The organism is Streptomyces sp. NPDC030165, assembly GCF_055573595.1.
Window position 1 is genome coordinate 204637 of sequence record NZ_JBVIBD010000002.1, and the last position, 22264, is coordinate 226900.

The following is a 22264-nucleotide window of genomic DNA, read 5'->3' on the forward strand; positions in this document are numbered from 1 at the left end:
CACGCGCCACGGCCGAGTTGCCACGCTCCGCCCGCGCCGAAAGCATGGGGGCGTGAGTGACGGCGCGTATCTCCGGTTCCCGCATCTCCACGGCGAGATGCTGTGTTTCGCCGCCGAGGACGACCTCTGGGTGGCCCCGCTGACCACCGACGGCGGCAGTACGCCGCGGGCCTGGCGGCTGACGGTCGACCGCACCCGCATCAGCCACCCGCGATTCTCCCCGGACGGCAGACACATCGCCTTCACCACCTGGCGCAGCCTCGACCCGGAGATCCACCTGGCCCCGGTCGAGGGCGGCCCGGCCCGCCGTCTCACCTATTGGGGGAGCACCGACGCCCGGGTCTGCGGCTGGACCCCGGACGGTCACATCCTGGCCGTCTCCTCGCACGGCCAGCCCTTCTCGTACTACTCCTGGGCCTACAGCGTCCCCACCGACGGCAGCCCCGGCGGACGGCTGCCCTGGGGGCCGGTCTCCGACATCGCGGTCGCCGACTTCGACGCGGACGGGCACCGGCTGGCGGGCGACGGCCATCCGTACGGGCACGTCGGCGACGACGGGGCCCAGGGCGGCGGGGGCGGCCACGACGACACGGTGGACCGCAAGACGCTGCTGCTGACCGGCAAGCCGCCGCACGAGCCCGCCTCCTGGAAGCGCTACCGCGGCGGCGCGATGGGCCGGATGTGGCTGCACGGCACCCGGCTCGTGCCGGACCTGCGCGGCCATCTGGACGCGGTGATGTTCGTCGGCGACCGGATCGCGTTCCTCTCCGACCACGAGGGGATCGCCAACGTCTATTCCTGCAAGCCGGACAGCACGGACCTGCGGCGCCACACCGACCACGCCGACTTCTACGCCCGGCACGCCGCCACCGACGGACAGCGCATCGTCTACCAGTGCGGCGGCGACCTGTGGCTGGTGGACGACCTCGGCCCGCGCGGCGAACCGCGCCGCCTCCAGGTGCGGCTCGGCGGCCCGCGCGCCGGACGCCGTACGTACCAGATCCCGGCCGGGTCGCACATCACCTCCCTCGCCGTGGACACCACCGGGCGGGCCAGCGCCGTCGGCGTCCGCGGCAGCCTGTACTGGCTCACCCACCGCGACGGCCCGGCCCGCACCATCCACGACGAGCCGGGGGTCCGCGTCCGGCTGCCCGAGATGCTCGGCTCCACCGGCCGCATCGCCTACGTCACCTCCGCCGAGGGCGACGACGCCATCGAGATCGCCGACCTGCCCAAGGCCGGCATCCCGCGCGAGCCGCGCCGCCTGGCGGCCGGCCGGCTCGGCCGCGTCCACGAACTGGTCGCCGCGCCGGACGGCGAACGGCTGGCGGTGGCCACGCACGACGGGCGGCTGCTGCTCGTCGGCGTCTCGGCCGACGGCGACGGCGAGGGCCGGGTCACCGAGCTGATCAGGTCGGAGAACGGCCCGGTCCGCGACCTGGCGTTCTCCCCCGACTCGGGCTGGCTGACCTGGTCCCACCCCGGCATCGGCCGGGCGCTGCGCAGCATCAAGATGGCCCGGCTCACCGGCGGCGACGGCGGCGGGGAGGGTGAGGCCCCCGCCGCCAGCACCGTCGTGGACGTCACCAACGGCCGCTTCGAGGACGAACAGCCGGTCTTCACCCGCGACGGCCGCTACCTCGCGTTCCTGTCCTGGCGCGGCTTCGACCCGGTCTACGACGTGCACACCGGCGACCTGTCCTTCCCGCTCGGCTGCCGCCCCTACCTCGTACCGCTGTCCTCCGCGACGCCCTCCCCCTTCCAGCTCTCCGCCGACGGGCGGCCCGCGGCGGGCGGCCTGGACCCGGCGGAGGCCCCGGTGACGGCCGAGGGCACCGCGCTGGTGGAGGTGGAGGGCCTGGCGAGCCGGGTGACGCCGTTCCCGGTCTCGGCGTCGAAGTACTCGGCGCTGCGGCCGGTCGCGGGCGGCGGGCTGGTCTGGCTGCGCTGGCCGATCTCCGGCGCGCTCGGCGAGACGTTCGCCAACCCCGACAACACCTCCGGCCAGCCCACGCTGGAACACTTCGACCTGGTCAAGGCCAAGCGCACCGAACTGACCGGCGCCATCGACTCGTACGCGCTCAGCGGCGACGGCACCCGGCTGGTCGTCAACGACGAGGGCGACCTGCGGGCGGTGCCCGCGACCGAGCCGCCGGACGCCGACTCGACCGTCCACCTGGACCCGCGGCGCATCCTGCACGACGTGGACCCGCCCGCCGAGTGGCGCCAGGCGTACGACGAGGCGGGCCGGATCATCCGCGCGTACTTCTGGGACCCGGGTCTGAGCGGCGTCGACTGGGACGGGGTGCTGGAGCAGTACCGGCCGCTGGTCGAACGGGTCGCCTCGCCCGACGAGTTCGCCGACCTGATGCGCGAGGTGCTGGGCGAGCTGGGCACCTCGCACGCGTACGTGACGGCCGGCAAGCGCAACGAGGGCCCGCCGCACTACCAGCGCGCCATCGGCCTGCTCGGCGCCAACTTCGTCTTCCGTGACGGGTACTGGGTGGTGGGGCGCATCCTGCCCGGCGACTCCTCCGACTCCCGGGCCCGCTCGCCGCTGGCCGGTACGGGCATCCGCGAGGGCGCCGCGCTGACCCACGTGGACGGCCGCCGGGTCGACCCCGTCGCGGGCCCCTCCCCGCTGCTTGCCGCGGCCGGCGGCACCACCGTCGAGCTGACCTTCGCCCCGGAGGGCGGCGGCCCGTCGAGGCGAGTCGCAGTGGTCCCGCTGATCGACGAGCGGCCGCTGCGCTACCAGGACTGGGTGGCCAAACGCCGCGAGGTGGTGCGCGAGCTGAGCGACGGCAGGTGCGGCTATCTGCACATCCCCGACATGGGCGGTTCCGGCTGGGCGCAGTTCAACCGTGACCTGCGCATGGAGGTCTCGCGGCCCGCGCTGATCGTGGACGTACGGGGCAACGCGGGCGGCAACATCTCCGAGCTGGTCGTCGAGAAGCTGACCCGCACCATCGTCGGCTGGGACCTGACCCGCGACGCCCAGCCGGTCAGTTACGCCAGCAACGCGCCGCGCGGGCCGGTCGTCGCCGTCGCCGACGAGATGACCTCCTCCGACGGCGACATGATCACCGCGGCGTTCAAACTCCAGGGCATCGGCCCGGTCGTGGGCCTGCGTACCTGGGGCGGCGTGGTCGGCATGACCGGGCGGCACCGGCTGGGTGACGGGACGTACATCACGGTGCCGATGAACGCCGCCTGGTTCGAGGCGTACGGCTGGGGCGTGGAGAACCACGGCGTGGAGCCGGACATCGAGGCACCGCGCTCGCCGCTGGACTGGGCGGAGGGCCGCCACCCGCAGCTCGGTGTCGCCGTCCGTACCGCGCTGGACCTGCTGGAACGCCACCCCGCCGCGACGCCGCCCGACCTGTCCGACGTACCGGACCGGCGGCGCCCCGAACTGCCGCCGCGCAGCGGCTGACGGCCGGCCCGGGGACCGGCCGGAGACAGGAGCCGGACCGCACCGACAGGAGCACCCGCATGGGAACACGCATATGCACAGCGTCACTGGCCGTCACCGCGGCGTTGACGGCCGGGCTCGCCACGGCGACGCCACCCGCCCACGCCGGCGAACCACCCGTCCCCGCCGGCTCCGCCGCCCCCTCCGACCCGTCCGCCCCCACCGACTCCTCGGACTCCTCGGCGCGAGCCGGCGGGACGTATCTGCGGTTCGACAAGAACCAGCGCGACCCGGCCGCGTCGCGCCTGCGCCTCGTGCAGTCCGGCACGGGCCGGGTACTGGCCGACTACCGCGCCGGGTCCGGTCAGGGCGGCACGGCGGGCCTCGACGAATGCGCGAAGAACAAGGGCTGGCTGCCGGACGGCACGTACCAGGTGCTCTCGCACACCACGCGCAAGAGGGGCGGGCGCGACGGCATCAACGGCTACGCGATCCGGATCGCGGACAAGGTGTGCCGCGACGGCCGCACCCAGCGCACCGCCCTGTTCCTGCACAGCGAGATGCGGCCGGACGGCACCCAGGCCGCCGCGCTGCCGGGCCGCGACAACCCGTACCGCTGGGACGGCGAGGTCGATTACCGCTCGCTGGGCTGCGTGAAGCTGGCCCCGGCGGACATCAAGCACCTGTTCGCGGAGGCGCGGCGGTACGGGTGGCCGGCGTCGCTGAAGGTCGTCAAGTAGCGCGGTGCGGGCATGCGTCGAGGGGTGCACCCGCTGGTACGGGTGCACCCCTCGCGCGTGGGGTGCGCGGTACGCGCGGTCAGCCCTTGAAGGTGTTCCGGGGCCCCGACCGGCCTCGCACGCACCGACATACCTCGCATTTCGATCAATTGGCGTCGCCAGGAGCCCTTCTCAGCGGTTCGCGCGCACCTTCTCGTCCGCCTCCCCGCCCGCTCCGACCAGCCCCACCCGCAGCCCTTCCAGCCGGTCCCCGAAGCGTCGCATCTCGCGCTGCCCCACCGACCCGATGACGGACGGCAGACAGCCGCGCACCGACTGCATCCCGCGCAGCCACCACTGCGCGTACACATGCGCCGAGCGGCGCTCGATGCCCGCCACGATCCGGTCCACGGCCGGGCTCAGCGGATACGTCTTGTTCGACGGCCACGGCAGCCGCCGGCGCAGCTCGCGCATCACCTCGTCCGAGTCCGCGCCGCGCACCATGTCCGTGTCGGTCCAGCTCAGGTAACCGACGCCGACCCGTACGCCCTTGTGGCCGACCTCGGCCCGCAGGCTGTGCGCGAACGCCTCGACGCCGGACTTGGAGGCGCAGTACGCGGTCATCATCGGCGCCGGGGTGATCGCGGCGAGCGAGGCTATCTGGAGGAAGTAGCCGCGCGACTCCATCAGGACCGGCAGGAACGCCCGCCCCGTGACGGCACCGCCGATGAGGTTGACCTCGATGACCCGCCGCCAGGCCACCGGGTCGGACTCCACGAACGGGCCGCCGGTGGCCACCCCGGCGTTGGCGACCACGATGTCCACCTTGCCGAAGCGCGCCTTGACCTCGCGCGCCACCTCGGCCATCGCCTCGTGGTCGGTGACGTCGGCGTGCCAGTGCGCCGCCTCGCCGTGCAACGAGGCGGCGACGCGCGCCAGTTCCTCCGGTTCGAGGCCGACCAGCGCGAGCGTGGCGCCGCGCGCGGACAGCTTGCGGGCGAGGAGTTCCCCGACCCCGCGGGCCGCGCCGGTGACGACGGCGACCTGCCCGTCCAGGCTCCTGCGTGCGCTCATGCGGTCTTCTCCTTCGCTTCGGTGGCCGTCTCGGCACGGACGTCGCGGGCCGGCAGGTGATCGCGGACCAGCTCCCGGATGCGGCCGATGACCGCGTCCGGCTCCTCGATGGGCGTCATGTGCCCGGCTCCGGGCAGTTCGGTCAGGCCCAGGAACTGGGGCAGTACGGAGGCCAGCCGCCGCGAGAGCACGATCGGGGTGAGCCGGTCGGCGGTGCCCGCGATGACGGCGGTCGGCACCTCCAGCCGCGCCGCGCCGCCGGTCAGTTCGAGTCCCGCGAGGACCCTGCCCCACTTCGACCGCACCCCCACCTGGCAGGCGTGCACGATGCGCGCGCACGCCTCCACCTGCTCGGGTGTGGCGGCCGGGCCCATCGTGGCGTACTTCAGGATCCGCTTGGCGAGCGCGGTGACCGGGCCGAGCGGCGCCCGCGACCCGAGGACGACCTGGTGCGCGATACGCCGTCCGCCCGGCGAGCGCAGCGGGATCACCAGGGACTCCGCCGTCAGGTTCGCGCTGCCGGTGCTGCACAGCAGGACGGCGGCGGCCCGCTCGCGGAACTCCGGGCGTTCGGCGGAGGCCATCATCGTCATGCCGCCCATGGAGTGCCCGGCCAGTACGGCCCGCTCCCCCGGCTCCAGCGCGGTTTCGAGGACGGCCGTCAGGTCGTCGGCGAGTGCGGTGGTGCTGTAGCCGCGCGGGCCCACCGCCGGGGTGCGGCCGTGTCCCCGCTGGTCGTAGAGCACCACTTTGTGGTCGGCGGCCAGGTCCCGTACGACGGGGGCCCAGAAGGCGGTCGAGCAGGTCCAGCCGTGCGACAGGACGACGGCGGGCAGGCCCGGGGTGTCCGGCCCGTGGATCTCCACGTGCAGCCGGGAGCCGTCGACCGAGGTGGCGGTCAGTTCGCGGCGCGGCGCGGGCGGGGCGTACCGCCCGTGGGTCATCGGCGTCGGTGTCATCACGCCACCGCCTTCGCGGTCCGGCCGGCCCGCTCGCCCGTACGGGACGCCGGGACGCGCAGCACCTCGTACTCGGCGAGGTCCACCTCCCGCGTCACCTTCCGGAACTCGGCCGTGGTGCCGGGCCAGACGGTGGTGTTGCGGCCGTTGGCGTCCAGGTACCAGCTGTCGCAGCCGCCGGTGTTCCACACGGTCCGCTCCATCCGCTTCTGGACGCCGCGCGTCCAGGCGTGCACCGCGGAGGGCCGGGCATTCAGCGCGATCTTGCCGCCCAGCACGTCCAGCTGCCGCAGGAAATCGACCAGGTAGTTCAGCTGCGATTCGATCATCAGGATCATCGAGCTGTTCCCGAGGCCCGTGTTGGGCCCGATGACGGTGAGGAAGTTGGGGAAGCCGGCCGCGGTGGTGCCGCGCAGCGCCTCCATCCCGTCCTTCCACTCCTCCGCCAGGGTGGTGCCGTTGGCGCCGGTGACGCGGTGGGCGATCGGCATGTCGGTGACGTGGAAGCCCGTACCGAAGACGATGGCGTCCGCCTCCGTCTGCGTACCGTCCGAGGCGACCAGCACGTTGCCCCGGACTTCCTTCAGCCCGCTCGCGACCACGTCCACGTTCGGCTGTGTGAGCGCCGGGTAGTACGTGTTGGACAGCAGGATCCGCTTGCACCCGATGCGGTAGTCCGGTGTCAGCTTGGCGCGCAGCGCCGGGTCCTTCACGGCGCGCTTCATGTGTCCCTTGGCCAGGCCCTCGATCAGGCCCAGCTCGTTCGGGCGCTTGGTGAAGGCGCTGACCTGCAACTCACGGATGCCCCACAGGAGTCCGCGGCGCGCGGCCCGGGTCGCCGGGACCTTGGCGTGCAGCCAGCGCTCCAGGCCACTGATCCTGCGGTCGGCACGCGGCAGCACCCAGGCCGGGGTGCGCTGGAAGAGGGTGAGGCGGTCGACCGTCGGCTGGATGGACGGCACGATCTGGATCGCCGAGGCCCCCGTACCGATCATCGCGACGCGCTTGCCGCGCAGGTCGAATTCGTGGTCCCAGCGAGCGCTGTGGAACACCTTCCCCGGAAACGAGCTCAGTCCCGGAACGTCCGGCACCTTCGGGTCCGACAACGGTCCGGTCGCCGACACGACCACATCCGCCGTCAGCGACCCGCTCGCCGTCTCCACCTCCCAGTGCAGCTCCTCCCCGTTCCACCGCAGGCTGCGCACCTCCGAGTCGAACCGGATGTGCGGCCGCAGCCCGAAGGTGTCGGTGACCCGCTCCAGGTACGCGCGGATGTGCGGCTGCCCGGAGAAGTTGCGCGGCCACTCGGGGTTGGGCGCGAAGGAGAACGAATACAGGTGGGAGGGCACGTCGCACGCGCACCCCGGATAGCTGTTGTCGCGCCAGGTGCCGCCCACCGAGCCGGCCCGTTCCAGGACCACGAAGTCGGTGATGCCCTGGCGTCGCAGCCGTACGGCCGCCCCCAGACCACCGAACCCCGATCCGATCACCGCCACCCGTACGTGCTCGTGTTCGCGCTCGGCCATGCCGCCGCCTCCCGAGTTCGACCGTCAGAACCTTCGGTGCAACCGCGCCAGCAAACACTGGCACGATTGGAGGGTAGGACACGTACGTACCGAGCGGTAGGGGGTACGCGGCGGGAAGTTACCGCTGGTTGCACCTCGGCCGGGCCCCGGTACGGCGACATAGGGTGAACCCGTGGCAGAGAAGACGCACGGCGATCCCGGACCTCCCGCCGACCCCGGCACCCCCACCCCCCGCGAATACCGCATGGCCGACCTCGCCGAGGAAGCCGGCATCACCGTCCGCACCCTCCGCTTCTACCGCGAGCGCAAACTCATCCCGCCACCGCGCCGCGAAGGCCGTATCGCCTGGTACAGCGAGCACCACCTCGCCCGCCTGCGCACCATTGCCGGCCTGCTCGACCGCGGCCACACCCTGGGCGGCATCGCCGAACTGCTCTCCGCCTTCGACAACGGCCGCGACGTCGGCGAACTCCTCGGCCTTGAGGACACCCTCGTGGCCCCCTGGTCCGAGGAGACCCCCGTACGCCTGACCCCCGAAGAACTCGCCGACCACTTCAAGGACGACGTCACCCCGGAGAACCTCGCCGCCTCCCTCGACATCGGCTACCTGGCGGTCGACGGCGACGAGTTCGTCCACATCAGCCGCCGCCTGCTCGACGCCTCCACCGAACTCGTCGCCAACGGCGTCCCGCTCTCCGCCGTCCTCCAGGCGGGCCGCGAGGTCCGCACCCACGCCGACGCCCTCGCCGACCTGTTCATCTCGGTCATCCGCACCCACGTCCTGACCGACGTCCTCGACCGCGCCGCGGCCGGCGAACCCCTCGACCCCACCGAGGCCGCCCGCATCACCCGGACCATCGAAAAACTCCGCCCCATCTCCAAGGGCATCGTCGACGCGGAACTCTCCATGGCGATGGACCGCCGGGTCCGCGCGGAACTGGAGACCTGGCACCGGGAACGGGGCGGGGAGTCCGGCGACGCACACGAGTGAGCCCCCGCCGGGCAGGCAACCGCCCGGCGGGGGCTCACTCACCTACAGACAGGCCGCGAGCCCGCCCCGGAGTGATCCGGTGTCCGGCCTCACTTGCCGATCGGACCGGGGTTGTTCTTCTCGGCGTCGATGCACTGCTTGATCCGCTTCTGGATCGCCCGCGCCTTCGCACGCTCCTTCTTGGCCGCCTGGTGCTTGCCGGCGCGGTCCAGCTTGGCCGCCTTGTACTTGTGCTCCTTGACCTGCGCATCCATCTGGTCGATGTGGCAGGTGACCTTCCCCTTGGCCGACACGGCGGCCTGCGCCGGAACGGCCGAGAACAGGACACCGCCCGCGATGGCGGCGGACACGGCAAAGGTGGTGAAACGACGCATGAAACCTCCCCGTTCAAGCGGCAGGCCCGTAACGGCCCACCCCTTACTACTGATTGCAGTCGATCACTGTATAGGAAGAGCCCGGCGTTCCCGGGCGCCACCCGATTCCCCGCTCATCCCCAAAAGCCCGCCCGATCTTCCGATCTCCCCATTCCCCTCCCCGGCGCATCCTCATCCAGCCAAACCCGCTCACCATCCGGCGTGACAGTCAGCCCGAACCGCTCATGACCGGGCCGGTCATTTCCGGCCCACCACCGGTACGCGGCCTCCACCTCGTCCCAGAGCCGACGGGCGCCGTACTGCCAGACCCGGCCCGCCTCACCGTCCCGGAACTGCACACACGCCCACGACCGGTCACGCAGTCCGTAGAACCACACCGGCCGGGCACCCTCCCGCTTCTCCGCCACGACCTGCAAGCAGTCCGGCACCCGCAGCCCCACGGCGAACCGCTGAGCCCCGAACCTCCCTCCCAGGAACTCCGCCTCCGCGACGTCCGTCGACGTCTCCCACCCCTCGGCCACGCTCCCGCGTACGTACTCGCCGTGCACCACCGGCGGAACCCGCTGCGCCCGCATTTTCATGAATTCCACCGGCCCGGTGAACCGCCCCGAAGCGCTTCGCCCGTCCGCCGCCACCACCAGGCGGGCCACGCCATCCGCATTACTGAAATGCGTCCCCCAAGGCGCGACGAGAATTCCCCCGGGCCGGCACTGCTCGACCCACGCCCACGGAAAGCGACGCAGACCGCAGGTACCGATGATCCGGTCGTACGGGGCTTCTTCCGGAAATCCCCGGAATCCGTCACCGTGAATGACGCGAACGCGGCTCCCGAACGCCTCCAGTGCCGTACGAGCCCGGCCGGCCACCGCCTCGTCCACCTCCATCGTGACCACCCGGCCGCCCCCGGCCCGGTATGCCAGGAGGGCGGCGTTCCATCCCGTGGCCGTACCGATCTCCAGCACCCGGTCGCCGGGGCGTACGTCCAGATCGCGGAGCATCCCGAACACCACCGACGGCATGGAAGCGGAACTGGTGGAAACCTCCCCGGGCTCCGTACCGGCGTGATCGCCGTCGTCCCACTGCGTGACCACCGGACAGTCGGCATCGGCATACATTCGCCACCGCTCCGGCTCGTCCGCACGGGACACGGACACGCTCCGTCCGGCTGCCATGTCCCACGGCCACATGAGCTCCGGCAGGAAGGCCGAACGGGGCACGGCCGCGAACGCGTCCGCCCAGTCGGCGGACATCTACGCGCCCTTGGGCGGGTTGGGCACACCGGGGCCGCCGTCAGGCGTGGGCGGCTGGTGCGGGCCGGGGTACGGCTCGCCGGGGAGCTTGTCGCCCGCGTGGCTGCGAGGGATTGTCGTCATCGTACGGATACCTCCTGGCTGTCGTGCGATACGCGACCGTGGGTCCACGGAAGCGCCCTACTGCGGGCGGAGTTCCGCGCCGGCGGGCGGACCGCCGTGCTCGGGGTGCCGGCGGATCAGGACTTGGCAGTCTGTCGCCCTGGACCGGTCCCCGGCCTTCAGCGCGACGAGCAGGGCGCGCGCCAACTCCGCACACCCCGCGCACTCCCCGGCGTTCTCCCGGGGCGTGGGCGACACCGTCATGCCCGACTCCCTCGCCCGTGAGGGTGACCGGAAATGACGCCGTTGCAACTCCGTACGGTGAGCGGACGCCCATCGGCCCGAGCGGGCTCCCGGTCCCCGTGCGCGGATGCGCATACGTCACAGCCGGGCACGGGCACCGGCTCCAACTCTGCGGGCACGGGCGGGCTTTCAACGGCCGCACCGCCCCTTCCCCTGACACCCATGGGCAATCCCTCACCTGTTCCCGGGCCGCACATTCACTCAGTGCGGCCAACTGGTTACAGAGTGGCGCAAGACTCAGTAGCCTGGGGAGCGGTCGGGTGCCCAACCTGAACGTTGAGCAACGCTGCATATGCGCGTGCCGCTGACCGCAGGAAACGGCCCGGCCGAGGACCATGACCAGACCCTGAGTCGGGGGAATCGTGGACGAAGAAACCGACAACCCGGAGGATCCACGCCGGGAGTTCGCCGAAGAATGCCGAAGCGCCAGGGAACTACACGACCCGGCACCGTTGACACAGGAGCACCTGGCGAAACTGGTGCGCACCTCTCGGAGCACCATCTCGCGTGTGGAGACGTGCCAGGGGCCGATCCCACCGGACATTCCGCCCCTGCTGGACGAGGTCTTCGCAACGGACGGCCTGTTCAAGCGGTTGTACGCGGACCTCGCCGCTTTGGACTTCCCGGTGCACTCGCGCCGACGAATCGAACTGGAACCCTCCGCGATCGCCATCGCGGAGTGGTCCCCGACCGTCGTGCCTGGCCTGCTCCAGACCCACGGGTACGCACGCTCCCTCTTCCGCGAGGGCGACCGCCGCGCGAGCGAGGCGGAACTGATCAGCAAGGTGAACAAGCGGATAGCACGACAGCATGTGCTGAAGGGCAGTTCGCCGCCGGACTTCTCGGTCATCATCTGCGAGTCGGTCATCCGCCGGAAGGTCGGCGACACAGAGGTGATGCGCGGACAGCTGGCGGCCCTCTTGAAACACGTCGCCCGGCCGACGACCGTCCTGCAAGTACTCCCGTTGTCTGCGGGTACCCACGGGCTCATGGACGGGCCCATCTCGATCTTGACAACGGCCGACGGAGAGACCGTGGTCTACACGGAAGGCGTTCGTTCAGGAACGATCATCGACGAACCGACGGAGGTACGGAACCTGTCACGGTCCTACGATGTCCTTACCGCTTCGGCCCTGTCGCGTGACGCATCCGCCGAGATGATCAGACAGCTTATGGAGGCATCGTGACCCCGCCCCTGGCCCTCCCCTGGGCCAAGTCCAGCTACAGCAGCCAAGACGGCGGCAACTGCCTGGAATGGTGCCCCGCTTCAGTCATAACGAGCGGGGCCGTCCCGGTCCGGGACAGCAAGGCCCCGGAAGGCCCCGTCCTCACCTTCCCCTCCCGCTCCTTCGCGGAATTCATCGCGGGCGTCAAGGGCGGTGCCTTCCCCGGCTGAGCGGGCGGCGGCTCAGACGTCCAGGAACCGGTTCAGGGAGGCCGTGAGGCTGGTCGCGAAGGCGTCCCGGGTCCGTTCGGGGACCAGGTCGAGGGAGAGGTAGGGGTTGAGGTCCTCCAGCTCGACCAGGAGCAGGTCGCCCTCTCGTGTGCGGCAGGCGTCCACGCGCTGGATGCCGTGGTCGAGGGTGTTCCAGCTGATGAACTTCCGGGCGAAGGCGAGGTCCGCTTCGGTGGGCTCGTACGGTTCCAGTTCCCAGCGCCGGGCGGGGTCGGGGGCGTAGAGGGCGTACTGGAAGGCGTCGTCGACGTAGTAGAAGGACACCTCGTAGCGGAAGTCGACGCGCGGCTGGACCAGGACGTCGCCGTAGGCCAGGCCGTCCAACTGGTCTGCCGGTGCGAACGTCAGGCCGATGGAGTCGGCGCCCGCCTTCGGTTTGATCGCGTACTGTCCGGCCCGGGGCAGCAGGTGCACGTCCTGGGGCCGGTCGATGGTGGGGATGACCGGGTACCCGGCGGCGGTCAGGTCCAGCAGGTACTGCTTGCCGGCCATGTCGCCGCGCCCGGACAACGGGTTGTAGACCCGGGTGCCGCGTGCCAGAGCCTGCTCCCGGAAGGCGTCATACTCCTTCTGGTAGTGCAGCACGGGGCCGCTGTTGCGGACGATGACCGCGTCGAAGGCGTCCATCAGCCCGGCGGCGTCCAGCGGGTGGCACAAGGCGATGGCGAAGGCGTCGCCCAGCCGGGAGGACAGGAAGATGTCCTCGTCGCAGTAGCGCCGTCCCCGGGCCTGGTAGGCGAGGTCGGTCACGAACAGAACGCGGGGGCGGGCGGGCACGGTGCATCTCCTCGGACGGTGATCACCAGCCTAACCGGGCAGGTGCGGGGTGTTCCGCGCGGACCGGCACGGCCCGGCGGCCGTGCCGCGACTTCGCGCTCTCACCCCTCCGCCAGCGCTCCCACCAGGCGTGTCATGGAAGGCCGTGGGTCGGGCGCGCCCGGCCAGGTGGTCATCAGCAGGTGATGGGCGGCGCCGACGACGGCGAGGGCGACGGCGGGCGGATCGACGGTCGCCGCCACCCGGCCGAGCCCCTGTTCCGCTTCCAGGTAGCCGGCGATGGCCTCCTGGATCGCGTCGAAGCTGGGTGCTCCGGCCGCAAGCGCCTCGCGGATGCGTGCCGTTGCGGCGGGGCGGGGCGGCGTACAGGCCGGTGACGTCGGCGCAGACGCCCCACAGGGTGTCGTCGTCGGTGTTGACCAGCGCGTACGCCGGTATGTCGGTGCGGTGGAGGCCGGGTGGCCAGTGGTGGGCCCGGCTGGTGGTTCAGCGGTGCGCCGCTCCTGAGGTCGCGGGCGCGCCCGGCCCCGTACGGCTCGGGCGTCAGCCGCGATCGTGGACGCCCGTCACCGGCGCGTGGCCGCGCGGTGTCACCACAGGATCGGCAGGCGTTCCGGGGTGCGTTTGATCCAGCCCGACCGCCAGCTGATTTCTTCCGCGGGAATGGCCAGGCGCAGCTCCGGCATGCGCTCCAGGACGGCGGACAGTGCGATGGAGGCGTGGGTGCGCGCGAGAAAGGTGGCCGAGCAGTAGTGCCGGCCGGTGCCGAACGTCAGGTGGGTTTTCGGGTGGCGTGTCAGGTCCAGTCTTTCCGGGTCGGGGAATTCGGTGGGGTCGTGGTTGGCACCTTCGACCAGGACGAGGACGAGGTCGCCCTTCTCGATGGCCTGACCGCCCAGTTCGGTGTTCCTGGTGGCGATGCGCGGAAGTCCGTCACCGATGGCGAGGCTGTAGCGCAGCAGTTCCTCCACCGCCGGTTCCATGGCCTCGGGATGGGCGCGCAGCCATTCCATCTGGTCGCGGTGTTCCATGAGCAACAGCAGGGCCAGCAGCAGGAACGCCGAGGTGCTCAGTCCTCCGGCGACGAAGAGGTTGTTGAGCATCAGGACGATTTCTTCGTCGAGTTCGGCCGTCGTCCCGTTCTCGGCTCGCAGACGGCCCAGCGCGCCGAGCAGACCTGGCGCATCGACGGCGTCGGGCGCCTGCAGGCGGGCGCGCGTGCGCGCCAGGCACTTCGCCAGGTTGACCTGCGCCCCTTCGAACGAGCGCGGCACGGTCATGATGCTGATGTCGAACCCGCTCATCAGCAGGTCTCCGTGGTCCTCGGACAGGCCCAGGACGGTGGACATCACCGACGCCGTGTACGGCTGGGTGAAGCGCGCCCGGACGTCCGCCGGCGGGCCCTCGGCCAGCAGCTCGTCGAGCAGTTCGCCGGCCTTTCGCCGGAAGTCGCCGGCCATGGTCTTGACCGCGTGCGGGGAAAGGGCCTGCATCACCGTGTCGCGCAGCCCGACACCCACCATGTCCTTCACGCTGCTGCGGTTCGACGCCGGGAAGAGCGGCGCGTATTGCAGGCGTGAACCCGGTTCGGCCAGGGCCGACATGCTGAAAGTGGCGTCCTGCAATACGCGTGTGGCCAGTTCGTGTGTGGAGACCAGCCACGCCGGGTCACCGGTGAACGTACGGACGCGGGCGACGGGCCGGTGCTCGCGGAGCCACGTACACACTTCGGGAACGACATCGCCGCGCCGGGACAGGGGCCATTCCACGTCCACTTCCGTCGGCGCGTTCCGTCGGGATTCCGGGGGGACGGATGGCTGCCCGGTCATCGGGCAGGCCGGTTGTCGCGTGCCGGCCCCCGGCACGCCGAAGTCTTCGCCCACAGGTACAGGCCTCTCTCGGGTGCCGCCCGGTCGCCCGGCGGGGTTTCGGTACGGACCTCCACGCGCTCGGCCTCCAGACCGGCCAGCCGCGCGTAGCGGTACACGTCCTCGCGTCGGCAGCGCACGGCGGGATACGTCCGGCCGAGGAACCGCGCGTCCTCCGGCTCCCGGCGCTCCAGGACCGCGAGCAGGAGGGTGCCGCCCGGCACGGTGAGGGCCGCGAGCCGCCGCAGCCCTTCCACGAAGGGCCCTTCGGGCAGGTCGACGAGGCAGAAAAGACAGACGACCGCGTCGTACACCCCCAGCTCGGCGGGGACGTCGCCGAAGAGGTCGGCCAGGACGAAACGCGCCTGGGGAACCTGGCGCCGTGCGTGGGCCAGCATGACCTCGGAGACGTCGGTGCCCGTGACGTCCAGGCCCTTCGCGCACAGCTGCTCCGTGGTGGGGCGGCCCGTCGCGCACCCCACGTCCAGGACGCGGGAGCCGGGAGCGAGGCGGCGCGACAGGTCTTCGACGGCGTCGGTCTGGGCTTGTTTCCGGCCGGCGAAGGCGTGCTCGAACTCCATGCCGAGGCTGTCGAAGACGCGCGCCACACGGGCGCCTTCCGGGGAGATCACCGCAGCACCAGGGCCATCGCCACTCCTTGTGCGGCCGCCGTACGGGTATATGTCGCGTATGCCCGTGTGTGGTGGTGCCGATACCGCCACTACCTCGAAAGCGTGACGCCGTGCAGCCGTCGGCGAGGCCGCGCGCCGCGCATCGCGCCGCACACCGGGCCCACCGCGCCGCACACCCGCCGCACGCCCGGGCCGCCCCTCCCGTATCCCTCAGGCGTCAGCCGTGACCGTAGACCACCGTGACCGGCGCGTGGTCCGACCAGCGGGTGTCGTAGGAGGCGGCGCGTTCGACGAAGCCCTTGACCGCGCGGGCGGCGAGGCCGGGGGTGGCGACGTGGTAGTCGATGCGCCAGCCGGCGTCGTTGTCGAAGGCGCGGCCCCGGTAGGACCACCAGGAGTACGGGCCCTCGGTGTCCGGGTGGAGGGCGCGGACGACGTCGGTGTAGCCGCCGTCGTGCGCGTCCAGGACGCGGGTGAGCCAGGCGCGCTCCTCGGGGAGGAAGCCGGCCTTCTTCCGGTTGGCCTTCCAGTTCTTCAGGTCGGCCTCCTGGTGGGCGATGTTCCAGTCGCCGCAGACCAGGACCTCACGGCCGTCGGCGGCGGCCCGCTCGCGCAGGGCGGCGAGGTACGGGAGGAACTCGGCCATGAAGCGTTCCTTCTCGTCCTGCCGCTCGGTGCCGACGTCACCGGAGGGGAGGTAGAGGCTGGCGACCGTCACGCCGGGCAGGTCGATCTCGGCGTACCGGCCGCTGGTGTCGAACTCGGCGGACCCGAAGCCCACCTGTACGCGCTCGGGCTCACGGCGCGTGTAGAGGGAGACGCCGGCCCGGCCCTTGGCCGTCGCCGGGGCGTGCACCGTGTACCAGCCGTCGGGCTCGCGGGCCTCGGCGGGCAGCTGGCCCGGCTCGGCGCGTACCTCCTGGAGGCAGATCACGTCGGCGTCCGTCTCCGCCAGCCACGGCAGGAAGCCCTTCTTGGCCGCGGCGCGCAGGCCGTTGACGTTGACGGTTGTCACAGTTAGCACTCTTTGCTCCCTCATCGCGCTGGCGGCAGCGCAGCCTACGCGATGAGGGAGAGCAGGAACGATTCGGCGCTATCCGCGCCGGTCAGCGGGCCGGTGCCCGGCGCGGTGGGCGCCGGGCACCACGGTGAGCCGCCCCGGTCAGTGGCAGATCGAGGAGGCCGGAGTCGCGTACAGGTCGCGGTAGCAGGTCGGCAGCCGGTCGCTGTCGGTCTTGTTGACCGCGGTGATCACGTACCTGCCGTCGCGGTCGCCGAGCAGCTGGTACGGCTTGTGGCCCCACCCGAGGGTGCCGGGGTAGTCCTGCTCACCGCGGACCTCGTTGTTGCTGCCGTCGTTGCCCGTGGTGTTGCCGAAGGTGACCGGCGGCGCGGGGTCGGCTGCGACGGCAGCTCCGGTCAGACCGGTGACGGACAGGGAGAGGACGGCGGTGGCGGTGGCCAGCACGGGACGCAGACGCATGGCATTCTCCTTCGGTTCAGCGTCAGTGGCGCAGCAGCCGTTCCCCGTCACCGGCCCGGATTGTCCCATTACGTACCGACACACCCCCATCGAGTGCTTTGACTCCGCCGAACCGCCGTATGCGGCGAGAGGGCGGGGGCGGGGTCAGGTAGAGGGGCACTGCGATCTTTCACCCGGCGTTCTCGCCCCGGCGGCCGGTCATCCGTACGATGCGGCGGATGGAGATCCGTCCCGTGCCCTATGACCACGCCGACGCCGTCACCCTCGACCGGCTGGTGCAGCGGGAGTACGCGCAGCGGTACGACAGCGAGGGCGACATGCCCCCGCTCGACCCGGCGATGTTCCGGCCGCCGCACGGCCTGTACCTGCTCGCGTACGAGAACGGGCGCCCGCTGGCCACCGGCGGCTGGCGGTCCCAGGACGCCGGCCCCGAGGGGTACGCGGACGGGGACGCCGAGATCAAGCGGATGTTCGTGGTGGCGGAGGCCCGGGGCCGCGGGCTGGCCCGCCGCATCCTCGCGGCCCTGGAGGCGGACGCGCGCGCCGCGGGCCGCACCCGGATGGTGCTGGAGACGGGCGTCAAGCAGCCCGAGGCGCTGGCGCTGTACGCGTCGAGCGGCTACCGGCCGGTGGCGAAGTTCGGCCTGTACCGGACGTACGAGGACAGCCGGTGCATGGGGAAGTCGCTGGTGGGCGACGCCGGGGCCGCGCCTGGAGAGCGCGCACGGGCGCACACCCCGTAAACCGGCCCGCGCACAGGACCGCGTTGACATCGGCCGGAGCCGCTCCCCATACTCATTCCACTAATGAACTAGTGGAAGGGGGGTTTCGGGTGAGCGACCCGAGCCCATGGGCGATCGAGGCGGACGGCCTCGGGAAGAAGTACCGGCGCGGCTGGGCCCTGCGGGACTGCTCGTTCCGGCTCCCGGCGGGCCATGTGTGCGCACTGGTCGGCCCCAACGGCGCGGGCAAGAGCACCTTCCTGGGAACCGCCACCCGGCTGGTTCGGCCCACGACCGGCACCTTGCGGCTGTTCGGGGTGCCCGTGAGCGACCCGGCCGTACTGGAGCACGTCGCCTTCCTCGCCCAGGACAAGCCGCTGTACGCGCGCTTCACGGTCGCCGAGACCCTGCGGCTGGGGCGGGAACTGAACCCGCGCTGGGACGCCGCGGCCGCCGAGCGGATCGTCCGCGCCGGCCGGATCCCCCTCGACGCCCGCGTCGCCACGCTCTCCGGCGGCCAGCGCACCCGCGTCGCGCTCGCGCTCGCCTTCGGCAAGCGCCCGAAGCTGCTCCTGCTGGACGAGCCGATGGCGGACCTGGACCCGCTCGCCCGGCACGAACTGTCCGGGCTGCTGCTGGCGGAGGCCGCCGAGCACGGCACGACCGTGGTGATGTCCTCGCACCTGATCTCCGAGATGGCGGACATGTGCGACTACCTGCTGATGCTCTCGGAAGGGGAGCTGCGGATGGCCGGGCGGATCGACGAGCTGGAACCGGGCCACCTGCTGGTGACGGGGCTGGCGGAGCCCGGCGCCGAGGCCGGGAGCCCCGGTGGCGTGCCCGCCGAGCTGGCCGAGCGCCACACCGTCGTCGAGTCCCGCGTCACCGGACGGCAGTTCACCGCCCTGATCCGTCCCGGCGGCCCGCTCCCCGGCACCTGGGAGACGAACGAACCGAGCATGGAGGAAGTCTTGCTGGCCTACCTGCGCTCCCCCGGAGCCCCGACGCTGATCGCCGAGGAGGCGCGGGTGCCACGGGGAACACCGGAGACCGGTAAGGGATCCGGTACGGGCGGCGACCAGGGGGCCGCGGCATGAGCGTCCTCACCCGTACCACCACCGGCAGCGCCGGCAAGGACACCACGGTGCCCCGCGGCCTGCTCCACGGCATGACCTGGCTCGTCTGGCGCCGCCACCGCGGCACCTTCCTCATCGGCTTCGCCGTCACCGTCGTGACCTGCGCGGTCTTCGCCTACCAGCGCATGAACGTCATGGACTTCCTCGACGCGCACCCGCGCACGGCGGGCTCCTCGCCGAGCGAGGACGGCGAGCTGCTGATGCGCTTCCAGGACTCCTTCAACTCGCTCTTCAACGAGGGCGCGACCTTCCTGAAGTGGGTCCCGGTCCTGCTGGGCGTGTTCGTCGGCGTCCCGCTGATCGCCTCCGAGCAGGAGCAGGGCACCATCCGGCTGGCCACCACCCAGTCCGTCTCCCGGGGCCGGTGGATCGCCGCCAAGCTGACCGTGCCGCTGGCCCTGGTGTTCGTGTGCACATCGCTGATGTCGGCCGCGTTCACGTGGCTGTGGGAGCCGGCTCACGAGCTGGCCGCGCTCGGCGACTGGTACAACGGCGGCCCGCTGGAGGCCACCGGCCCGGTCCCGGTCGCGCGCTCCCTCTTCCTGACGGTCGTCGGTATCGCCGTCGGCATGCTGCTGCGCCGCGTCGTCGCCTCGATGGCCCTGCTCTTCGTCTTCGGCTTCGTGTCCGGCGTGGTGTGGTCGGAGCGGGTCTGGCCGCTGCTGGCCCCCCTGCGCCGCAAGCTGTACCCGTACGACCAGGACGACCCGCGGCTGCCGGGCGGCGCCGTACGGATCGACGACTGGCTTGCCACCGCCGACGGCAAGCTCTTCGGTTTCGGGACCTGCAACAACGACCCCGGCGAGGCGTGCCACAGGAAGTTCGGCATCGTCCAGCGGGCCGTCGACTACTACGGCTACGACCAGATGGCGACCATGCAGTGGACCGGCGCCGGCATCCTGGTGGCGCTGGCCGCCGCGGTGACGGTGTTCATCGTGTGCCGGGCACGGCGCCGGCCACTCTGAGCGGCATCACTTTGACACTCCGTACGAGTGGACCGATCATCAAGCCGAAACGGACGCCGGAGAACAAGTCGGCGCGGGCGTCGGCAACGGCGCGGGAGCAGCGGCCCGCGCGAGCAGCGGGGAGGCGGTGAACGCGGTGGAGTTCCGCATCGACCGGCGCAGCGGCGTCGCCACCTACCTCCAGATCGTCCAGCAGGTCCGGCAGGCCCTGCGGCTGGGCATCCTCGTCGAGGGCGACCGGCTGCCCACGGCCGCGCAGGTCGCAGCCGCGACGAAGGTCAATCCGAACACGACGCTGAAGGCGTACCGGGAGCTGGAACGCGAGGGCCTGGTGGAGCCGCGGCCCGGCCTGGGCACGTTCGTGAGCCGGTCGCTGGCCCGCCCCGAGTCCGCCGCCGACTCCGACGCGCTGCTGCGCGAGGAGCTCCGTACGTGGCTGGAGAAGGCCCGTACACAGGGGCTGACCAGGGAGGACGTACAGGCGCTGCTGAACGCGGCGGTGGAGGAGCGGTACCCGGCGGGGTGAGACGCGCGGGAGCGGCACCGGGTTCGTGGCGCGTGCGGCCGCGGTCCTACGGGGCAGCCGCCCGCCTCCGGCCCGCGCCGCCTCAGCGGCTCTGCGCGATCAGCTCTTCCACGTGCTTGCGGACCTCGGCCGCCGGGTAGCGCACGACCTCCTCGCCGAGGCCCGCCAGCGCCGCGTCGACCGGGCCCCTGGCCGGTTCCGAGACCTCCGCGACCAGGACGGTGCTGCCCGGCGGCACCTCCGCCGCCAGCATGTCCACGGCCGCGTTGTCCGCGCTGGCCCGGCGCGCGTCGTGCGCGCCCCCGAGCAGGCCGCCGGCACCGAAGCCGATCACGGCGCCGAGCGGCCCGCCCAGCAGTCCGACGAGCCCGCCGAGCAGCCCGCCGGCGGCGAAGCCGCGCGCGGTGCCCGTGTGGTCCTCGTTCTCGGGGAAGGTGACGTTGCCGTCGGTGTCCCGGGCGATCACGGTGGCCGCGCGCAGCGTGATCCGGTGTTCGGCGTCCTCGTGGCGCAGCGCGTCCAGGGCGCGCCGCGCCGCACCCGCACCGGCGTCGGTGAGGTCCAGGAAGAGCACGTTCTCGTCCATCGCGGTGGCTCCAGTGGTAGGCAGTCGGCGATCGGGTACAGAACGCCTGCTCCGGACGCGGGCGTCTCACACCACTCTTGGCGCCACCGGACCCGTACGCACGTCAGGGACCGTCGGAGGGAGGGCGGCCGGAGGCGGGGCGGTCGCGGTCCTCCCCGTCCGCCGCGCCCTCCCCCTCCGTGTCCGTACTCAGCGCACCGCTCAGATCCAGCGTCGCCTGCGCCCCGCCGCCCTCCGGATTGGCGAACGTCAGCCGCCCGCCCAGCACCCGCGCCTGCCCGGACGCGATGGTCAGTCCGAGGCCGAGCCCGTGGCCGTCCGATCCGCCGCCGGTACGGAAACGCTGCGGCCCGTGTGCCAGCAGGGCCTCCGGGAAGCCCGGCCCGCTGTCGCGGACGCGCAGGACGCCGCGTTCGATCTCGACGCTCACCGGGGCCGCACCGTGCCGCAGCGCGTTGCCGACCAGGTTGACGAGGATCCGCTCGACCCGCCGCGGGTCGGTCTCCACCAGCCCGTCCGAGATCACCCGTACGTCCACGCCCGCCCGGGCGGCCCCGCCCATCGCCGCCACCGTCCGCCGCGCCAGTTCGCCCAGCGGCCGCAGCTCCGTGTCGGCCTCTTCGGTACGCGCGTCCAGCCGCGCCACCTCCAGCACGTCCTCCATCAGACCCCGTACCCGCTGGGCCCGGTCCTGGACCAGCTCGGTGGGGCGCGAGGGCGGCAGCAGACCGGCGGCCGCGACCAGCCCGGCGACGGGAGTGCGCAGTTCGTGGGCGATGTTCGCGGTGACGTCGCGCTCGGCCTGGAGGCGGGCGGCCAGCGCGTCGGCCATGGTGTTCACCGCGGTGGTCAGCTGGGCTATCTCGTCCTTGCCGCCGCGCGGCAGCCGCGCCGTCAGATCACCCTCGGCGATCCGCTGGGCGGTGCCGGCCGAGGCGGTCAGCCGCCGTCCCAGCCGGCGGGCGACCAGCAGGCCGACGACGCAGCCCAGCGCGGTGCCCGCGATGCCCGACAGCCACAGGACGCGGTCCAGGCTGCGCAGCGTCTCGCGTTCCCGTACGTACGGGCGCTTGAGCGCGATGACCTCGCCGTCCAGCTCGGTCGCGGCCCACAGGTGCGGCTTGGGGCCGTCGGGTTCGAGGTAGACGCCGCGCTTGCCGTGCGCGACGGCGTCCTTCAGCAGGCCGGGGAGGTCGGGCGGATCGACGATCGCCCGGCCGGTGTCGATGCCGGCCGCCCGGTCCTGCACCAGGCTCTGCAGCCGTCCGTCGATCGATTCGGCCGCCAGGTCGAACTGCGCGTCCACGGTCCGGTTGTGCACGAGCACCCCGATCAGGACCGCGACCACGGCGGCCGTGGCGGCGATCGCTATGCCGATCTTCGCGCGCAACCCCATGACG

23 protein-coding genes and 1 pseudogene are annotated in these 22264 nt (G+C 72.1%); 9 read left to right on the forward strand and 15 right to left on the reverse strand.

Going from position 1 to position 22264, the window contains the following annotated elements:
* Window positions 1–97 precede the first annotated feature (97 nt).
* Together ACZ4Z1_RS04095 and ACZ4Z1_RS04100 are read left to right on the forward strand one after the other, a co-directional pair.
* The gene (locus ACZ4Z1_RS04095; protein ID WP_468485400.1) at window positions 98–3436 is read left to right on the forward strand and encodes a S41 family peptidase; all 3339 of its coding nucleotides are present in this window, start codon (window positions 98–100) and stop codon (window positions 3434–3436) included.
* 59 nt (window positions 3437–3495) lie between these two features.
* Entirely contained in the window at window positions 3496–4155 is a 660-nt protein-coding gene (locus ACZ4Z1_RS04100) for a L,D-transpeptidase family protein (protein WP_468485017.1), read from the forward strand.
* 171 nt (window positions 4156–4326) lie between these two features.
* Here ACZ4Z1_RS04100 and ACZ4Z1_RS04105 read toward each other — a convergent pair whose 3' ends face one another.
* The 3 genes from ACZ4Z1_RS04105 to ACZ4Z1_RS04115 are packed head-to-tail and all read right to left on the reverse strand — an operon-like array spanning window position 4327 to window position 7693.
* Window positions 4327–5208 (reverse strand): SDR family oxidoreductase, encoded by an 882-nt coding sequence (locus tag ACZ4Z1_RS04105; protein WP_468485018.1) that lies wholly within the window; start codon window positions 5206–5208, stop codon window positions 4327–4329.
* Window positions 5205–6167 (reverse strand): alpha/beta fold hydrolase, encoded by a 963-nt coding sequence (locus tag ACZ4Z1_RS04110; protein WP_468485019.1) that lies wholly within the window; start codon window positions 6165–6167, stop codon window positions 5205–5207. Before ACZ4Z1_RS04110 ends, ACZ4Z1_RS04105 begins: the two co-directional genes overlap by 4 nt.
* A complete protein-coding gene (locus ACZ4Z1_RS04115) occupies window positions 6167–7693 on the reverse strand; it encodes a flavin-containing monooxygenase (RefSeq protein WP_468485020.1) in 1527 nt (508 codons plus the stop codon). Before ACZ4Z1_RS04115 ends, ACZ4Z1_RS04110 begins: the two co-directional genes overlap by 1 nt.
* A gap of 244 nt (window positions 7694–7937) precedes the next feature.
* On the opposite strand from ACZ4Z1_RS04115, the gene ACZ4Z1_RS04120 reads away from it, so the two are divergent.
* The gene (locus ACZ4Z1_RS04120; protein WP_468485401.1) at window positions 7938–8684 is read left to right on the forward strand and encodes a MerR family transcriptional regulator; all 747 of its coding nucleotides are present in this window, start codon (window positions 7938–7940) and stop codon (window positions 8682–8684) included.
* Window positions 8685–8773: 89 nt separating this feature from the next.
* On the opposite strand, the gene ACZ4Z1_RS04125 is transcribed toward ACZ4Z1_RS04120, so the two are convergent.
* From ACZ4Z1_RS04125 to ACZ4Z1_RS04140, 4 genes are all read right to left on the reverse strand, one after another.
* Window positions 8774–9058 carry a hypothetical protein gene (locus ACZ4Z1_RS04125; protein WP_468485021.1) on the reverse strand — a complete coding sequence of 95 codons (285 nt, stop codon included), beginning with the start codon at window positions 9056–9058 and terminating at the stop codon, window positions 8774–8776.
* Between the two features lie 113 nt (window positions 9059–9171).
* On the reverse strand, window positions 9172–10308 hold the full coding sequence (locus ACZ4Z1_RS04130; protein WP_468485022.1) for a methyltransferase domain-containing protein: 1137 nt from the start codon (window positions 10306–10308) through the stop codon (window positions 9172–9174).
* Window positions 10309–10431 (reverse strand): hypothetical protein, encoded by a 123-nt coding sequence (locus ACZ4Z1_RS04135; RefSeq protein WP_468485023.1) that lies wholly within the window; start codon window positions 10429–10431, stop codon window positions 10309–10311.
* Between the two features lie 57 nt (window positions 10432–10488).
* On the reverse strand, window positions 10489–10674 hold the full coding sequence (locus tag ACZ4Z1_RS04140) for a hypothetical protein (RefSeq protein ID WP_468485024.1): 186 nt from the start codon (window positions 10672–10674) through the stop codon (window positions 10489–10491).
* A 401-nt stretch (window positions 10675–11075) separates the two neighbouring features.
* Between ACZ4Z1_RS04140 and ACZ4Z1_RS04145 the strand changes: the two genes are divergently transcribed.
* Together ACZ4Z1_RS04145 and ACZ4Z1_RS04150 are read left to right on the forward strand one after the other, a co-directional pair.
* Window positions 11076–11900, forward strand: a complete 825-nt coding sequence (locus tag ACZ4Z1_RS04145; protein ID WP_468485025.1) for a Scr1 family TA system antitoxin-like transcriptional regulator — start codon at window positions 11076–11078, stop codon at window positions 11898–11900.
* Window positions 11897–12109, forward strand: coding sequence for a DUF397 domain-containing protein (locus ACZ4Z1_RS04150; RefSeq protein ID WP_468485026.1), 213 nt, complete (start codon window positions 11897–11899; stop codon window positions 12107–12109). The genes ACZ4Z1_RS04145 and ACZ4Z1_RS04150 overlap by 4 nt, the downstream gene beginning before the upstream one ends.
* A gap of 12 nt (window positions 12110–12121) precedes the next feature.
* Here ACZ4Z1_RS04150 and ACZ4Z1_RS04155 read toward each other — a convergent pair whose 3' ends face one another.
* The 6 genes and pseudogenes from ACZ4Z1_RS04155 to ACZ4Z1_RS04180 all read right to left on the reverse strand — a co-directional run bounded on the left by ACZ4Z1_RS04155 (window position 12122) and on the right by ACZ4Z1_RS04180 (window position 16929).
* On the reverse strand, window positions 12122–12946 hold the full coding sequence (locus tag ACZ4Z1_RS04155) for an ATP-grasp domain-containing protein (protein ID WP_468485027.1): 825 nt from the start codon (window positions 12944–12946) through the stop codon (window positions 12122–12124).
* 101 nt (window positions 12947–13047) lie between these two features.
* A pseudogene (locus tag ACZ4Z1_RS04160) lies at window positions 13048–13302 on the reverse strand (TetR/AcrR family transcriptional regulator); the annotation flags it as partial.
* 234 nt (window positions 13303–13536) lie between these two features.
* A complete protein-coding gene (locus ACZ4Z1_RS04165; RefSeq protein ID WP_468485028.1) occupies window positions 13537–14715 on the reverse strand; it encodes a cytochrome P450 in 1179 nt (392 codons plus the stop codon).
* 56 nt (window positions 14716–14771) lie between these two features.
* A complete protein-coding gene (locus ACZ4Z1_RS04170; protein ID WP_468485029.1) occupies window positions 14772–15446 on the reverse strand; it encodes a class I SAM-dependent methyltransferase in 675 nt (224 codons plus the stop codon).
* Window positions 15447–15663: 217 nt separating this feature from the next.
* A complete protein-coding gene (locus ACZ4Z1_RS04175) occupies window positions 15664–16470 on the reverse strand; it encodes an exodeoxyribonuclease III (RefSeq protein ID WP_468485030.1) in 807 nt (268 codons plus the stop codon).
* A 138-nt stretch (window positions 16471–16608) separates the two neighbouring features.
* Entirely contained in the window at window positions 16609–16929 is a 321-nt protein-coding gene (locus ACZ4Z1_RS04180) for a hypothetical protein (RefSeq protein WP_468485031.1), read from the reverse strand.
* Window positions 16930–17147: 218 nt separating this feature from the next.
* Between ACZ4Z1_RS04180 and ACZ4Z1_RS04185 the strand changes: the two genes are divergently transcribed.
* The 4 genes from ACZ4Z1_RS04185 to ACZ4Z1_RS04200 all read left to right on the forward strand — a co-directional run bounded on the left by ACZ4Z1_RS04185 (window position 17148) and on the right by ACZ4Z1_RS04200 (window position 20278).
* A complete protein-coding gene (locus ACZ4Z1_RS04185) occupies window positions 17148–17672 on the forward strand; it encodes a GNAT family N-acetyltransferase (protein WP_468485032.1) in 525 nt (174 codons plus the stop codon).
* A gap of 89 nt (window positions 17673–17761) precedes the next feature.
* A complete protein-coding gene (locus ACZ4Z1_RS04190; protein ID WP_468485033.1) occupies window positions 17762–18748 on the forward strand; it encodes an ABC transporter ATP-binding protein in 987 nt (328 codons plus the stop codon).
* Complete coding sequence (locus ACZ4Z1_RS04195; RefSeq protein WP_468485034.1) at window positions 18745–19752, forward strand: ABC transporter permease subunit; 1008 nt, start codon at window positions 18745–18747, stop codon at window positions 19750–19752. Before ACZ4Z1_RS04190 ends, ACZ4Z1_RS04195 begins: the two co-directional genes overlap by 4 nt.
* A gap of 127 nt (window positions 19753–19879) precedes the next feature.
* Window positions 19880–20278: a GntR family transcriptional regulator gene (locus ACZ4Z1_RS04200; RefSeq protein ID WP_468485035.1), complete on the forward strand. Its 399-nt coding sequence runs from the start codon at window positions 19880–19882 to the stop codon at window positions 20276–20278.
* 82 nt (window positions 20279–20360) lie between these two features.
* On the opposite strand, the gene ACZ4Z1_RS04205 is transcribed toward ACZ4Z1_RS04200, so the two are convergent.
* Window positions 20361–20864 carry a DUF1269 domain-containing protein gene (locus tag ACZ4Z1_RS04205; RefSeq protein WP_468485036.1) on the reverse strand — a complete coding sequence of 168 codons (504 nt, stop codon included), beginning with the start codon at window positions 20862–20864 and terminating at the stop codon, window positions 20361–20363.
* A 103-nt stretch (window positions 20865–20967) separates the two neighbouring features.
* On the reverse strand, window positions 20968–22260 hold the full coding sequence (locus tag ACZ4Z1_RS04210; protein ID WP_468485037.1) for an ATP-binding protein: 1293 nt from the start codon (window positions 22258–22260) through the stop codon (window positions 20968–20970).
* Window positions 22261–22264: the final 4 nt, after the last annotated feature.